Origin of the sequence: Methylobacterium nodulans ORS 2060 (assembly GCF_000022085.1) — a bacterium.
GTDB lineage: Bacteria > Pseudomonadota > Alphaproteobacteria > Rhizobiales > Beijerinckiaceae > Methylobacterium > Methylobacterium nodulans.
On sequence record NC_011894.1, the window covers coordinates 5,027,028 to 5,040,616 of the forward strand.

Consider the following 13,589-nt stretch of genomic DNA (forward strand, 5'->3'; position numbering starts at 1 on the left):
CCCTGGAAAACCGCCGCGCCCAAGACCTGCCTGCCTCAAGACCGCACCGGCCCGCGACGGGCCCCTGCCCGCCCGGCCCGGCGGGCGGGATCCTACCGCACTTGGCGGACGGGTACAGGGTATCGGCCGCGGCGGTCTGCCGATCCGTCTCAGTCGATGCGGCTGGCGACGCGCTCGCGCGAGAGGACGCGGCTCGTCTCCGAGACGATCATCGGACGTCCGGCCGCGAAGCTCACGCCGAGACGAACCGCGACGGTGCCCTGCGAGCGGGCGCCGCGATCGGGATTCGCCGCAACGAAATCGACGGTGCTGTCCACCTGGCAGGTGGCGACGCCGGCGTTGCAGGCCGTGCGGATCGAGTCCGGCCGGGCCCGGTAGCGGCGCTCGGGCCAGCGGGCGAAGAAGCGGCGCTTCTCGGCCAGGACGGCGCCCAGCGACATGGTCCGGCCGTGGAACACGACCCGCTCGGCGTAGAAGCGTGGCGTGGCGCCGAGCGACACGCCGTTCGGCTGCGAGAAGGCCGCGAAATAGTCGCGGGTCAGATCCTGCGCCGCGACCGCCCAGCCGACCAGGCGGCTGTCGGACACGGTCTCGGCAGGAGCCGGCGGCGGGGCCGGCCGGGGCGCCGGCCGGATCGCGAGGCGGACCGGACGGTGCGCCGCCTCCTCCCGGACCACCCGCGTCGCGCGATGCGCTGTCGGGCGCGGCTCGGCCCGGTCGGCCTGCCTCGGCTTCGAAGCGGCCTCGGCGGTGCGGTGCCTGGGCTTCGGCCCGGGCGCCTGCGCGGTCCTGGGCTGGGCCGGCTTGGACTGGGCGGGTGTCGCGGCATCCCGAGCGGCCGGCTCCATCTTCGAGGGAGGATCCACCCAGCCGGGCTTCGCCTGCTGCGCGAGGGCGGGCGTGGCGAGCGTGGCCGCGCTCAGGAACAGGCCGGCGAGGAGGGCCGAGGAGCTGGGGGCAGTCATGGTGGCACCGGGATCACGGGTCGTTACGGAAACGTCGCTGGGTACGGTGACGGTTCCCGGGAAGTTTCTCCAGCTGGCCAAGCGCGGCCATGGGCCTTGTCAACGGGATGCACAACCCCACCTGTGGAGGACCCGGGTCCGGGCCCCTCTGGCGGTCGAGGCGTCGGCCGTGATGTCGGACCCCTTCTCTGCCTTTGTGCTGACGCGGCACGATCGCACGGGAGGGCGCTCGCTGTGAGCGGCCTATGCTCTGTTTCCTCGCGCCCGCTCAACCGCGGAGGCGGCGATGTCCGGGCCTGAGGCGCCGAGACGGGCGCTGCTCGTCGTCAATCCGCGCGCGCGCAACGGCCGGTTCGACCTCGCGGCCGTGAAGGCCGAACTGCGCCGCGGCGGCGTGGAGACGGTCGAGCCGCCCTCCCCCGGCCAGGATTGTCGCGATCTCATCCGCGAAGCGGCGGACAGCTTCGACCTCGTCATCCTGGGCGGGGGCGACGGCACGCTCAACGGCGCCGCGCAGGCGCTCGCGGAGCGGAACCTCCCTTTCGGCATCCTGCCGCTCGGCACCGCCAACGACCTCGCGCGCAGCCTCAACCTGCCGCTCGACCCGGTGGCGGCCGCGCGGGTGATCGCCACGGTGCCGGCCCGGCCGATCGATCTCGGCTGCGTGAACGGCCACTACTTCTTCAACGTCGCGAGCGTCGGCTTCTCGGCGGATCTCGCGGGCGAACTGACCGCCGACCTGAAGCGGCGCTTCGGCACGGTGGGCTACGCGGTCGCCGCGATCCGGCTGCTGCGGCGGGCGCGCCCCTTCACGGTGCATATCGAGCACGACGGCATCACCGAGACCGTGCGCACCATCCAGGTCTCGGTCGGCAACGGGCGGCACTACGGCGGCGGGATGACGGTGGAGGAGCACGCCACCGTGGATGACGGGCTTCTGAACTTCTACAGCCTGGAGGTCGCCCATTGGTGGCGTCTGCTCGCCCTGCTCCCGGCCCTGCGCCGCGGAACGCAGGGCAAGGCGGCGGATGTGCGCGCGTTCCAAACCACCGAGGTGATGCTGCGCACGCGCAAGCCCCGTCCCGTCAACACGGACGGCGAGATCACGACCCAGACCCCGGCCCATATCCGGGTCGTGCCGCACTGCGTGCGGATCTATGCCCCGCCCCCGCGGGCGCAGGCCCAAGCTTCCCTGCTGCCATAACCTGACCCGACAGAGCGAGACGAAGCGTGGACACTCTCCTACAGCTGGCTGCGGACCCTGCCGCGTGGGCGGCCCTGGCGACCCTCGTCGTCATGGAGGTGGTGCTCGGCATCGACAACCTGATCTTCATCTCGATCCTGACGAACAAGCTGCCGCAGGCGCAGCAGAGCTCGGCGCGGCGCATTGGCATCGGGCTCGCCCTGGTGCTGCGCCTCGCGCTGCTCGGCACGGTGGCCTATATCGTCCACCTGACGCAGCCGGTCCTGACCCTGTTCGGGCAGGCCTTCTCGTGGCGCGATCTGATCCTGATCGCGGGCGGCCTGTTCCTGCTCTGGAAGGCCACCAAGGAGATCCACCACAACGTCGACCCCGACGCGGGCGAGGGGGACGAGGGACGCTCCGCGCCGCTCGGCTACGGCGCCGCCATCGTGCAGATCCTGCTCCTCGACCTCGTCTTCTCGATCGACAGCATCATCACGGCGGTCGGCATGACCGATCACGTCGCCATCATGGTGGTGGCGGTGCTCGCGGCCGTCACGGTGATGCTGCTTGCGGCCGATCCGCTCTCGCGCTTCATCGCCGCCAACCCGACCGTGGTGATGCTGGCGCTGGGCTTCCTCATCATGATCGGCATGACGCTGATCGCGGAAGGCTTCGGGGCGCATGTGCCGAAGGGGTACATCTACACCGCCATGGCCTTCTCGGCCGGCGTCGAGGTGCTCAACATCCTCGGGCGCCGGGCGCGCAAGGCGCGGGCCCGCGCCGCGGCAGCTGCCGCGCCATGACCCGTTCGAGTCTGTCCAGGAGAAGCGGATGAGGAGAAGCGGATACCGATCCTCCGGCACCTTTTCTCCGTCCGGACATCCGGCCATGTGGCAGGCGCGGCTCGATCGCGGCCCACGCGTCGTCTGAGAGGCGGAACAGGCGCGCCATGCCATCCCTCCCGTATCCGTGAACCCAATCCGAGGAGGGAAACGCCAGACAGACCAAATGGTCGTATGAGTTTCTCATCTAGTGGAGTGTGTTGGGATCGGTAATCGGCCGGTTGCGCAGCTCAGCCTCGATGAAGGCGAGTGCCTTCAGCAAATCTGCAAGTTGAATGGCGGTCTCGCGTGACAGTCCTGTCTGCATGCGCCCATTCACGCGGATTGGCTCACCGGTGTGCTGTGAGTAGATGCCCCAGCCCTCACGTCTCTTACGCACGGTGAACCAGCGGTTCGGCATGGCGTGCCTCCGGTTGCAGCTTGTTACCGGTTCGATACACGCTAACGTTGGAATTTCCGGCTTGATCCAACCGCTCATAGAGGAATAGCGCTGCCATTCCTTGGACTTTGGTCTAGCTCCGCCGGACGGGCCAATGATGGAGGGGCGAGCGGCGCGACGCGGCCGAGCGAGGGCTTCCTCCGCGGGCCTCGCCAGCAGGATCGCGGTCCCTGTCCCGCACAGAGGCGGTGGCGACGGCCCTCGCCGGTTAAGAGATCGTTAACACTTCATCAGCAACTTTTCGCCCATGAGCTGGAGACAAGCTCGGCAACTGCGACGTCCCGGATACCACCTTGCATTCGCCCCGGGCTGCCGCTCGGCTGAAAGGCGACAGTCGTGGTCTCGCCGAGTGGGAGATCGGCCCACCGCAGGTTCTCACGGGCATGGCGGCTTACGCGGACCGGCCCAACGCGTTCACGAGGGCGCTGACCGCGTTTTCCCCGATCCACCCGAACCTGTGAGCATGCCAGGGCAGTGCGGGACGGTGTCGATCTGCCTCACACAGGAGGCCGGAATGTACCCCTCGTTGGACGATGTGATCACTCAGACAGAGCGCTGGCTCACGCATTACGAGCAGTGCTGTACTCGGTGGTCGGAACTGGCTGCACGCAGGAATATGCTGATGCAGAACGTGTTCAGGCCATCCGCGATGCCAGGGGTGCGTCCGCCCCTTCGGATTCATGCAGATCGAGGCGATCTCCGTCTCGGCCGCTAGAGCGCTCCCGGCCGAAGTGGAGGCCGGTTCGGCGGCTAAGCAGGCGAAGCGGTGGACTGCCAACGCAAGCCTGCTTAGGCGCCGTGGACCGCCTGGCCGCAGGAACGGAACGGCGCCGCTTCCTTTGCGTTCGCCTGTCGAACCCCGACAGGACCATGCGGAAAGGAACCATCAGGCCATGTCGAACGCGATCACGGACGTCTTCCACGGGGACGTCAATCTCAGCACCAGGGAGAGGGCGATCTCCGTCGTGCTCGGCCTCGGTCTCGCGGCCGCGGCGGCCCAGCCACGCCCGAACAAGTGGCTGAGTCTCGCGGCGCTGGTCGGCGGCGCGGTCCTGGCGATGCGTGGCGCGACCGGCCACTGCCCCGCGAAGGCCCTGCTGGAGCATCAGCCGGGCCGCGGCTATCAGGCCTGACCCGCTTCCATGCTCAGGAACCGGAAGGGCGCCCGCCGGGGCGCCCTTCTCGTTTCAGTCCGTCGTATTGAGCGCGACGCCCCCCACCTGGAGCGCGACCGAGCGGTCGATATGGTCGCGCACCGCGGTGAGGCGGGCGTCGATGGCGAGGCGGCGCGCCTCCTCCTCGCCGTGAACCGACACGGAGAACTTGCGCTGGATCTTGCGGCCCTGCGCATCGTCCCAATAGGCGACCCAGAATGCGGTGCCGCTCGGCTTGCGGATGAAGCGGGACACGCCGGGCAGCCCGGAGCGGCAGTTCCGGCGCGGGCGCAGGCGGCGCATCAGCGCCAATTCTTCGCGGTCGGTCGTCGGGAGGCCCGCAGCGAAGCGCTCGGCCTCGGCCCGGGACGCGGCCATGCCGCCGTAGCGCTCATCGGGAAAATGCCGCGCGACCGAGCGGCCGTCGCGCAGGACCGTGGCCGTCCAGCCGGCGGGCTCGCCGCGGGCCGGATCATCGACACGCAGGAGGGAGGCGGTCTGCGCAGCCGTATCGCCGTCTGGCTCGCCAGGAGGCCGCCGGCGCCGGGGGAGCGCCTCGGTGGAGGTGACAAGGGACATCTGAACTCTCCGGGGCGGCCGTCCGGCTTGTGCGGACGCACCGGCCGATAGGGGTTTCGTGGGATGGGAATCACGAAACCTGCGGCGGCCCGCGTGGCGATGCCGCGGAGAGGAAGAGGTGGGATGACGGCTGGTCGACCGGCGCCGTCGCACGCCGCCATAGCAGACAGGGCGTCGGGACGACGGGGGACAACAGGGCGGCCGCTGCCGACGCTCCGGCCGGCGAACAGGTCGGGAGGCTGCGCTCGTCGTCGTCGCTGGGGAGGATGCCGAGGACGGCCCAGGGCGACGCGCCGCCATGCTGGCGGCCCGCCACCATCGCGTGCCCGGGAGGAACGCCGATCGGCGCGCCCGACCAGCCATCCGCTGCCGCCACGAGGGAAGCGAGCAGAAAGAACAGGTTGAGGATGAGAGGCGTTCGCCGCACCGACAGGAACCCTTGGCGGTTACCAGACTATCACCGCCGCTGCCCCGGTGTCATCCAGATGGCCGAGCCGAAGCGGCCGGCTCTCGCCGGCCGCCCGGATTGGTCGATCGGCGGCTCGGGCCGCGTCGCGTCAGTAGGTCGTGGTCCGGCGGCCCTGGATGAAGCCCCAGATCGCCAGGACGATGACGGCTCCGACGACCGAGGCGATGAGCCCCGCGCCCTGATTCGGTCCGTACCAGCCTACGGCCTGACCCAGAAAAGTGGCCACGAAGGCGCCCACGATGCCGAGGATCGTCGTCAGGATGAAGCCGCTCGGCTCGTTGCGTCCAGGCATGATGAGCTTGGCGATGACGCCGGCGATGAAGCCGATGATGATGGTCCAGAGAATCGACATAGGGGTTTCGCCTTTGGGGGTTTCGCCTTTCGGCCTCGCTTCGGGATTTTTCGGGCAACGCGCGGAACGCGAGAGGGTTGCGTGGCCATAAGCTTGTCGGGAGGCGCCGGGCCGTGGGATGAGGACGGCCCGCCATGCCCCGTGAGGCCCGCATGCCCTCCCCCGACCACACCCTCACGAGCCTGGATGAGCTCGAGGCGCTCTACGGCAGCCCCGATCCGCGCTCGCGCGCCAAGGAGACGGACCAGCTGACCGCGCCCTACCGGGCCTTCGTGGAGGCCGCGCCCTTCGCGGTGCTGGCGACACGCGGACCGGACGGGCTCGACTGTTCGCCGCGGGGTGACGCGCCCGGCTTCGTGCGGGTCGCCGATCCGCACACGCTCCTGTTGCCCGATCGTCGCGGCAACAACCGGATCGATTCCCTGCGCAACATCCTCGCCGATCCGGCCGTCTCGCTTCTCTTCCTGATTCCCGGCATCGGCGAGACGCTGCGGGTGAACGGCACCGCCCGGATCTCGACCGATCCGGACCTCCTCGACGGCTTCTCGGTGCAGGGGCGGGTTCCACGCACGATCCTGGTGATCCGCATCGCGAGCGTGTTCTTCCAGTGCTCACGGGCGGTGGTGCGGGCGGATTTGTGGAATTCCGACGCGCGGGCGCGGCGCGACGGGGTGCCGACGGCCGGCGCCATGCTGGCCGCCGCGAGCGGGGACCGTCACGGCGGCCCCGCCTATGACGACGGCCTCGCGGACCGGGTGCGGGCGACGCTCTACTGACCCTTTACGGCCACCGGCCGCCGGCGGCACAAGGCAGGCAGCGCCGCCCGCGGGCGGCCGAAACCCAGGATCAGGACGACACGATGAGCATCCAACGGATCGAGACCGGCGCGCGGATGAGCCAGGCGGTGGTGCATGGCGGCACGGTCTATCTCGCCGGGCAGGTCGCCGAGGCGGACGGCGTCGCCGCCCAGACGCAGGCGATCCTCGGACAGATCGAAGCCCTGCTGGCGCAAGCCGGCTCGTCGAAGGAGAGGATCCTGTCGGCCACGATCTACCTCGCCGACATGGGCAGCTTCGCGGACATGAACCGGGTCTGGGATGCCTGGGTGCCCGCAGGCCACGCGCCGGCCCGCGCCACCGTCGAGGCCAAGCTCGCCGGCCCGCAATACCGGGTCGAGATCTCGGTCATCGCCGCGACGGGAGCCTGAAGATGGGACGATCCCTCCTCCGCCGCAGCCTGATCGCCGCGGCCTGCCTCGCCGTCGTCTGGCCCGCCGCAGCGGAGGAGCGGGTCGTCAACGTCTACAACTGGTCGGATTATATCGACCCCAAGATGCTCGACGCCTTCACCCGCGAGACGGGCATCAAGGTCGTGTACGATACCTACGACACGAACGAGATCGTCGAGACCAAGCTTTTGGCCGGCAAGTCGGGCTACGACATCGTGGTGCCGTCCGGGCCGTTCCTGCAGCGCCTCATCAAGGCGGGCGTGTTCCAGCCCCTCGACAAGAGCAAGCTGCCGAACCTGAAGAACCTGTGGCCCGAGATCGCCGCGCGGCTCGCCGCCTACGATCCGGGCAACACCTTCGCCGTCAACTACATGTGGGGCACGACGGGCATCGGGGTGAACACCGCGCTGGTGCGCGAGCGACTGGGCCCCAACCAGCCGCTCAACACCTGGGACATCGTCCTGCGGCCCGAACTCATCGTCAAGCTCAAGGATTGCGGCGTCACCATGCTCGACGCCCCCGAGGACCTGTTCCCGAACGTGCTCGCGGCGCTCGGCCTCAAGCCCGATTCGAAGCGGATCGACGACCTGAACCAGGCCGGGGAGGCGCTGATGCGCGTCCGCGGCGCGGTGCAGAAGTTCCATTCCTCCGAGTACATCAACCAGCTCGCCAACGGCGACGTCTGTCTCTCGGTGGGCTATTCGGGCGACGTGCTGCAGGCCCGCAAGCGGGCGCAGGAGGCCAAGAACGACGTCGACATCGCCTACTACATCCCGCAGCAGGGTGCGCTGATGTGGTTCGACTCCTTCGCGATCCCGAAGGATGCGCCGCATCCGGCGGAGGCCCACGCCTTCATCGACTTCATGCTGCGCCCCGAAGTGGCGGCGGCCAACACCAACTTCGTATCCTATGCGAGCGGCAATCTCGCGGCGAAGTCGCTGGTCAAGCCCGAGATCCTGTCCAATCCCGGCATCTACCCGGACGAGGCGACGTTCAAGCGGCTCTTCACCAACACCGCCTACGACGACCGCACGCAGCGCGTGGTCACCCGGCTGTGGACCCGGATCCGCACCGGAAAGTGACCCGCTCCTCCGCACGAGGCCCCGGACCAAGGGTCAATGCTGCAACCACTGGCCGTATGCTAGCAAGGGACGGACGAAGCGCCCCGGATCGGTGGGCCGATCCCGCCGCCGGTGCTTCTTCGCCGGATCGAGCTGGGGAATGCCGGCCATGGTTGATCCCTGCGAACCCGTCCTGCTGGTGCTCCGAACCGCCGAGGAAACGCCGCTGTGCATCGGCGGCCTGCTGAGAGGCCAGGGCTACCGCGTGCTCGACGCGGTCGAGCCCAATCTCCCGCCCGGCCTGACCCGGCCCGGCTTCGGCGCGTCCGTCATCGATCTCGTCCTCATGAGCCCGGCGATGGGACGCTCGCCCGGGCTTCCGGCGGTTCTGACCAGCCTCGTCAGGGCGTGGCCCGACCTTCCGGTCATCGTCCTGCCCGGCGACGTGCCGGGAGCCAGCGACGGAGACGGGGGGGACGGCCTCGATGCGCTCTGCGACGGCGTCGACGCGATCATCCTCGCCTCCGCGGAGCGGCGCGCGGCCTCGGCCCTGCGCCTGCGCGCCAGAGCCTGATAGGGGCGAGAGCGCTGCGCCCTCGCCCGCATCTCCCTGGCGGAACGGTGTCGATTCCGGCGAGGGATGCCCTGCGGCAGGATCCGCTCCGGTCGACCCGGACCCTGCTCCGGATTCTTGATATTTCGCATCGTCTGCGACGGACCGTGATCCGCTTCGTCGGACAAGGCGCCAGTCTTGCGCATCGCCAGGGAGGATTCCGGCCGTGAACGTGCTCGTCGTCGACGATCATCCGATCGTGCTGCAGGGCTGCCGCCGGGTGCTGGAGGATGCGGGCGTCGAGTCCGTCCACGAGGCGACCGGCATCGTTGCGGGCTATCGCAGCTTCCATCGCCACCGCCCGGACATCGTCGTCGCCGACCTCACCTTCCAGGGCGCCGCCCTGAAGGGGCTCGATCTCATCCGCCGCATCCACGCGGTCGCCCCCGAGACACGGATCCTCGTCTTCAGCATGCATGACGACCCCGTCATCGTCGCCCGGGCGCTCGACAGCGGTGCGATGGGCTACGTGCTCAAGGATACCGCCTCGGCGGAGCTCCACCGGGCCTTCGAGCGGGTCCAGGCCGGGGAGCCCTATCTCGATCCGGCGCTGGCCGCCGAGGTGGCGCTGGTGCGCGCCGCACCGCGGCCCGACCCGCTGGCCGTCCTCACCCCGCGGGAGCGGCAGATCCTGGCGCTCCTCGGCCTCGGGCGGTCGCATGGCGCGATCGCCGAGGAATTGGCGGTGAGCTACAAGACCGTGGCGAATGCCTGCTCGCAGATGCGAAACAAGCTCGGCGCCCGCAGCCTCGCCGACCTCATCCGCATCGCCGTCCAGGCCGCCGAGCGCGCCCGCTGACGCGCCGCGCCCGCCGGCGGCGCCTGCAGGCGCCGCCCCGGACATCACTTCGAAAATCAGTCAAACCGAGCTTATCGCCATCGAAGCCGTAGACTAGGCGCAGATCCTATACAGGTTTCTTCTGCCCGCTCCCCCGATCACATTCCCGCCTTGTTTGGCCCTATGTTGCACCGCATCAACGAAGCAAAACGGGAATGCGACATGGTTTCGAAGGCCAAGCTGGCACTCATCTGTCTCACCGCGGCCTGCGGCATCGGTGCGACGCTACAAGCCAGCACGCCTGCCTCGGCTCAGTCCGGGGCCGCCTCTTGGTACGGCCCCGGTTTCCAGGGCCGGCGCACCGCCAATGGCGAGCGCTTCAACACCCACGCCTTCACGGCCGCGCATCGCAGCCTGCCCTTCGGCAGCCGCGTGCGGGTCACCAACACCGCCAATGGCCGCTCCGTCGTGGTGCGCATCAACGACCGCGGTCCGTATGTGGGCGGCCGCGTGATCGATCTCTCGCAGGCCTCGGCCCGGGCCATCGGCATCCATGGCGTGAGCCGGGTCCGCCTCAGCCGGCTCTGACGGCTGGGCTCTGCTGTTCCGCCGCGGGACCGGCCAGAAAAGGTCAAGTTTTCGCAGCGGCTACGGAACTGTCCGGGTGCAGTCGAGGTTGGAGGCAAGACACCTTCAACACACGAGCCGCGCCCGGAGGGAGGTTCCATGCCGTCGAACCACACGAGTTCGCGCCGTCGCGGCCTGATGCTGGCCCTGGCCTCGGGATGCATTCTGATCTCGACGGCGGCCGGGGTCCGGGCGGCCGACGAGGGTGGGTTCGGCGGCCTGTTCCAGAGCCTGTTCGGGGCGCCGCCCGCCCAGACCGCCGCGCCCGCGGCGGTGGCGGCGCCCCTGGCGGAGCCCGGCCCGCGGCTGCACCGCCGCTGGGCGGGCCGCAACCGCGCCGCACAGGCGCGGGCGGCCCTGCGCCACCGGACCCGCTATGTCGCGTTGCCGAAACCGGAGAAGATCGAGAAGGCCCAGCCGCCCAAGCTGGCCGCACCGGCCGAGCGGATCACCAGCCCGTCCGAGGCCCGCGCCGCGCTGATGCGCGACCCGACGCTACGCCCCGGCGACATCGTCATCCTTCCCGAAGGCCCGCGGGTCTTCATGGGCGAGGCCGGCACGACGAAGCACCGCCCGAGCGAGTTCGAGGACGTGCGCCGCTCGCGGCTCGTGAGCGCCCGGACCCGGCGCGAACTTCTCGCCATGACGGCGCCGGTCGGCGCCCTGCCGGCGGACGAGGCGCGCAAGCTCATGACCCGCTTCACCCGCCGCGGACCGAAGCCCTGGAGCGAACCCGCCGAGGCCCGGACCGAGACCGCCATGCGGGTGATCTATCCCGCGCGCTAAAGGCGGTTTCGGGCCCCTGCCCCGCGGCTTCCCGACGGAAGCCTGCGCTCCCCGGCCGGACCAGCGAAAAGGTGATGGGCCGATACAGGTCCATCGCAGGCGATTCCGCTCTCGGGCGCGGCGCGGATGACGGCCACGGTGCGGCAACGCGACAGGGGGATGCCCGACCATGGGTTGCGCCAAGCCCACCCTCCCTTGCTAGGGTGCGCGCCATCGGTCCTGCGTGGCCGCCTCCTTCCCGAGATTCCCGCCAGAGAGTCCCGATGGTGAAATGGTTGCCGGTCGTTGCCGTCGCGGCGTTCCTGGCGGCGCCGCCCGCCTCCGCGGCGGAGGGCGGCCAGCTCATGGCGCAGTGCAAGACCCTGCTGCGCACCGCCAAGCAGCGCGGCGACACGCTCGAGTTCCGGCAGGATCCCGATACGGTGAGCTGCTTTGCCTTCATGAGCGCCGTCCAGAACCTCGCCGTCGTGGCGGAGGGCGCAGGAGAGCCGCCGCTGCTCGGCGCCTGCCTGCCGCCGGAGGGCACGCTCCTGCAGCTCATCCAGGCCGTGGTGGCCTACGGCGCCAAGCATCCGGCGGCCCTGCGCGAGACCGCGGGCGTGCTCGCCCTGCTGGCGCTGCGCGACGCCTATCCGTGCAAGAAGCGCTGACCCGGCACCCGTGATCGCGTTCGGCGGCCGAAAGTTTCGGACCGATATTTTGCGCCGCCGCGCTTGCCGCCCGGGCCCGGCCTGCTCATCTCAGGAAACTCCGCGGGGGTACAGGGCCCCGCTGGCAACCGGAGGATGCGCATGGCCAAGGCCGACAAGCACCATATGGGTCCGGGAACGCAGGGCAAGGGTTCGGGCACCGGAGCGATGACCGAACTGCCGGAGGGAGTTCTTCCGGAGAACATGGTGCTGTCGAACCGCGACAAGTCCCGTCACAGCGACGAGCGCGGGCTCGACAGCAAGCACGTGCAGACCGAGCAGTACCAGGACCACGCCGCCAACCGGCGCGACCTCGACGCGAGCGGCGCCCCTTCCGGCGGCCAGCCCACGGGCGGCGACAACACCGGCGGCACGGGGCGCCGATGACGACCGTCTCGGGCAATGACAGCAGCCTGGCGAGCCAGCACCGGCGCTGACGGATGTCCGGGAGGCGTTGAGTCCGAGTCTCAATAGAACCTGACCGGCGTGGCAGCCGCCCCGCTCCTCATGCTGAGGTGCTCCGAAGGAGCCTCGAAGCACGCCGGACCGGTGATCCCGGCCACCCGGAGCTTGGGACGAGCGTTCCGGCGTGCTTCGAGGCAGCCTCCGGCTGCACCTCAGCATGAGGGCCGGGGTTGGGTGCCATAACGGGAGTGCTCGTGCAGCGGCGGTTTCATCCGTCAGGGTCGGCAAAGGCCGGTGGCGAACTCATACCAACGGCCCAAAATCAGCCCCCGGCATCCGGCCGATCACGACCCGGGAATCCGCCGGCCCCGCCGCGGGGCCGGCGGATTCCCGCAACCGCGTCATGCGCCGGGCGGATGCCGGACCCTCGCACCGGCCCGTGGCGCGCCGGGGCCGTCTCGGGCAGAAGGCGGCAACCGCGGGTACTCGCCGCGGATGCGTCCCCGGGAGGAGGCGGCCGGTGGGACTGATCTACGCGCTCGGCGCCTATCTGAGCTGGGGCCTGCTGGTCCCCGTGCATTTCCGCCTGCTCGACGGCGTATCGCCCTGGATGATCCTGGCACACCGCATCCTGTGGTCGAGCCTGTTCGTGGTGCTGCTCCTCTGGCTGCTGCGCCGCCGCCGCGCCCGGTTCGTGCCCGACCGGCGCCACGCCCTGCTCGGCCTCTCGGCGCTCCTCATCGGCGTGAACTGGTCGCTCTATCTCTGGGCGGTCCAGAACGGGCGGATGCTCGACGCGAGCCTGGGCTACTTCATCAACCCGCTCGTCGCCGTGGCGCTCGGCGCCCTGGTTCTCGGCGAGCGCCTGCGTCCGCTCCAGGCGGCGGCGGTCGGACTCGCGGCCCTCGGGGTCGGCGTGGCGCTGGCGGCGGCCGGCACCCTGCCCTGGGTCGCCCTCGCGCTCGCGGTGACCTTCGCCCTCTACGCGCTGATCCGCAAGCTGGTGCCGATCGATCCGATCCTCGGCTTCTGCGCCGAGACCTTCCTGCTCCTGCCCGCGGCCCTGGCCTATCTGGCGATCCTGGCCCCGGACGGGGCCGCCCTGTCGGCCCTCGACGGCCGCACGACGGTGCTGCTCGTCCTGACCGGCCTGACCACCTCGGTGCCGCTGATCTGGTTCGCCGCCGCTGCGGCCCGGCTCAAGCTCTCGACGCTCGGCCTGATGCAGTATCTGGCGCCCTCCTGCCTGCTCGGCCTGAGCGTGATCGTCTATGGCGAAACCCTGGAGCCGGCCCGCGCCATCGTGTTCGGGCTCACCTGGATCGCGCTCGCCCTCTATGCCGTCGACGCCGTGCGCCTCTCGCGCGGACCCGCGAAGCCGCTTGCCCCCGCGCCGCGCCGCTGCCCGGGCTGACC

The 13,589-nt window shown here is 70.1% G+C and carries 18 protein-coding genes; 13 read left to right on the plus strand and 5 right to left on the minus strand.

All coding sequences use genetic code 11. The features are described 5' to 3' along the window. Positions 1-149: 149 nt before the first annotated feature. Positions 150-965 (minus strand): hypothetical protein, encoded by an 816-nt coding sequence (locus MNOD_RS23310; protein ID WP_015931426.1) that lies wholly within the window; start codon positions 963-965, stop codon positions 150-152. A gap of 286 nt (positions 966-1,251) precedes the next feature. On the opposite strand from MNOD_RS23310, the gene MNOD_RS23315 reads away from it, so the two are divergent. After that, positions 1,252-2,169 carry a lipid kinase gene (locus MNOD_RS23315; protein WP_015931427.1) on the plus strand — a complete coding sequence of 306 codons (918 nt, stop codon included), beginning with the start codon at positions 1,252-1,254 and terminating at the stop codon, positions 2,167-2,169. Between the two features lie 26 nt (positions 2,170-2,195). Beyond that, on the plus strand, positions 2,196-2,954 hold the full coding sequence (locus tag MNOD_RS23320; RefSeq protein WP_015931428.1) for a TerC family protein: 759 nt from the start codon (positions 2,196-2,198) through the stop codon (positions 2,952-2,954). A gap of 226 nt (positions 2,955-3,180) precedes the next feature. Here the strand turns inward: MNOD_RS23320 and MNOD_RS23325 are convergent, their stop codons facing one another. Continuing rightward, the gene (locus tag MNOD_RS23325; RefSeq protein WP_015931429.1) at positions 3,181-3,393 is read right to left on the minus strand and encodes a hypothetical protein; all 213 of its coding nucleotides are present in this window, start codon (positions 3,391-3,393) and stop codon (positions 3,181-3,183) included. 932 nt (positions 3,394-4,325) lie between these two features. On the opposite strand from MNOD_RS23325, the gene MNOD_RS23330 reads away from it, so the two are divergent. After that, entirely contained in the window at positions 4,326-4,565 is a 240-nt protein-coding gene (locus MNOD_RS23330) for a YgaP family membrane protein (protein ID WP_015931430.1), read from the plus strand. 54 nt (positions 4,566-4,619) lie between these two features. On the opposite strand, the gene MNOD_RS23335 is transcribed toward MNOD_RS23330, so the two are convergent. The 3 genes from MNOD_RS23335 to MNOD_RS23345 all read right to left on the minus strand — a co-directional run bounded on the left by MNOD_RS23335 (position 4,620) and on the right by MNOD_RS23345 (position 5,986). Next, positions 4,620-5,165 carry an AP2/ERF family transcription factor gene (locus MNOD_RS23335; protein WP_015931431.1) on the minus strand — a complete coding sequence of 182 codons (546 nt, stop codon included), beginning with the start codon at positions 5,163-5,165 and terminating at the stop codon, positions 4,620-4,622. Between the two features lie 70 nt (positions 5,166-5,235). Further along, positions 5,236-5,592, minus strand: coding sequence for a hypothetical protein (locus MNOD_RS23340; protein WP_043749283.1), 357 nt, complete (start codon positions 5,590-5,592; stop codon positions 5,236-5,238). Between the two features lie 130 nt (positions 5,593-5,722). Then, positions 5,723-5,986, minus strand: coding sequence for a GlsB/YeaQ/YmgE family stress response membrane protein (locus tag MNOD_RS23345; protein WP_015931432.1), 264 nt, complete (start codon positions 5,984-5,986; stop codon positions 5,723-5,725). A gap of 134 nt (positions 5,987-6,120) precedes the next feature. On the opposite strand from MNOD_RS23345, the gene MNOD_RS23350 reads away from it, so the two are divergent. The 10 genes from MNOD_RS23350 (at position 6,121) to rarD (ending at position 13,587) form a co-directional block, all read left to right on the plus strand. Then, positions 6,121-6,762 carry a pyridoxamine 5'-phosphate oxidase family protein gene (locus tag MNOD_RS23350; RefSeq protein WP_015931433.1) on the plus strand — a complete coding sequence of 214 codons (642 nt, stop codon included), beginning with the start codon at positions 6,121-6,123 and terminating at the stop codon, positions 6,760-6,762. Between the two features lie 83 nt (positions 6,763-6,845). Continuing rightward, complete coding sequence (locus MNOD_RS23355; RefSeq protein ID WP_015931434.1) at positions 6,846-7,193, plus strand: RidA family protein; 348 nt, start codon at positions 6,846-6,848, stop codon at positions 7,191-7,193. 2 nt (positions 7,194-7,195) lie between these two features. Further along, on the plus strand, positions 7,196-8,296 hold the full coding sequence (locus tag MNOD_RS23360; protein WP_015931435.1) for a polyamine ABC transporter substrate-binding protein: 1,101 nt from the start codon (positions 7,196-7,198) through the stop codon (positions 8,294-8,296). Between the two features lie 148 nt (positions 8,297-8,444). Further along, complete coding sequence (locus MNOD_RS23365; protein WP_157091538.1) at positions 8,445-8,849, plus strand: hypothetical protein; 405 nt, start codon at positions 8,445-8,447, stop codon at positions 8,847-8,849. Between the two features lie 205 nt (positions 8,850-9,054). Beyond that, the gene (locus MNOD_RS23370) at positions 9,055-9,687 is read left to right on the plus strand and encodes a response regulator (RefSeq protein WP_015931437.1); all 633 of its coding nucleotides are present in this window, start codon (positions 9,055-9,057) and stop codon (positions 9,685-9,687) included. Positions 9,688-9,888: 201 nt separating this feature from the next. After that, positions 9,889-10,254, plus strand: coding sequence for a septal ring lytic transglycosylase RlpA family protein (locus tag MNOD_RS23375; protein WP_015931438.1), 366 nt, complete (start codon positions 9,889-9,891; stop codon positions 10,252-10,254). A 138-nt stretch (positions 10,255-10,392) separates the two neighbouring features. After that, a complete protein-coding gene (locus tag MNOD_RS23380; protein ID WP_015931439.1) occupies positions 10,393-11,079 on the plus strand; it encodes a hypothetical protein in 687 nt (228 codons plus the stop codon). Between the two features lie 263 nt (positions 11,080-11,342). Further along, positions 11,343-11,729 carry a Rap1a/Tai family immunity protein gene (locus tag MNOD_RS23385; RefSeq protein ID WP_015931440.1) on the plus strand — a complete coding sequence of 129 codons (387 nt, stop codon included), beginning with the start codon at positions 11,343-11,345 and terminating at the stop codon, positions 11,727-11,729. A 141-nt stretch (positions 11,730-11,870) separates the two neighbouring features. After that, a complete protein-coding gene (locus tag MNOD_RS23390) occupies positions 11,871-12,155 on the plus strand; it encodes a hypothetical protein (RefSeq protein WP_015931441.1) in 285 nt (94 codons plus the stop codon). 538 nt (positions 12,156-12,693) lie between these two features. Then, positions 12,694-13,587, plus strand: coding sequence for an EamA family transporter RarD (gene rarD, locus MNOD_RS23395; protein ID WP_015931442.1), 894 nt, complete (start codon positions 12,694-12,696; stop codon positions 13,585-13,587). Positions 13,588-13,589 lie beyond the last annotated feature (2 nt).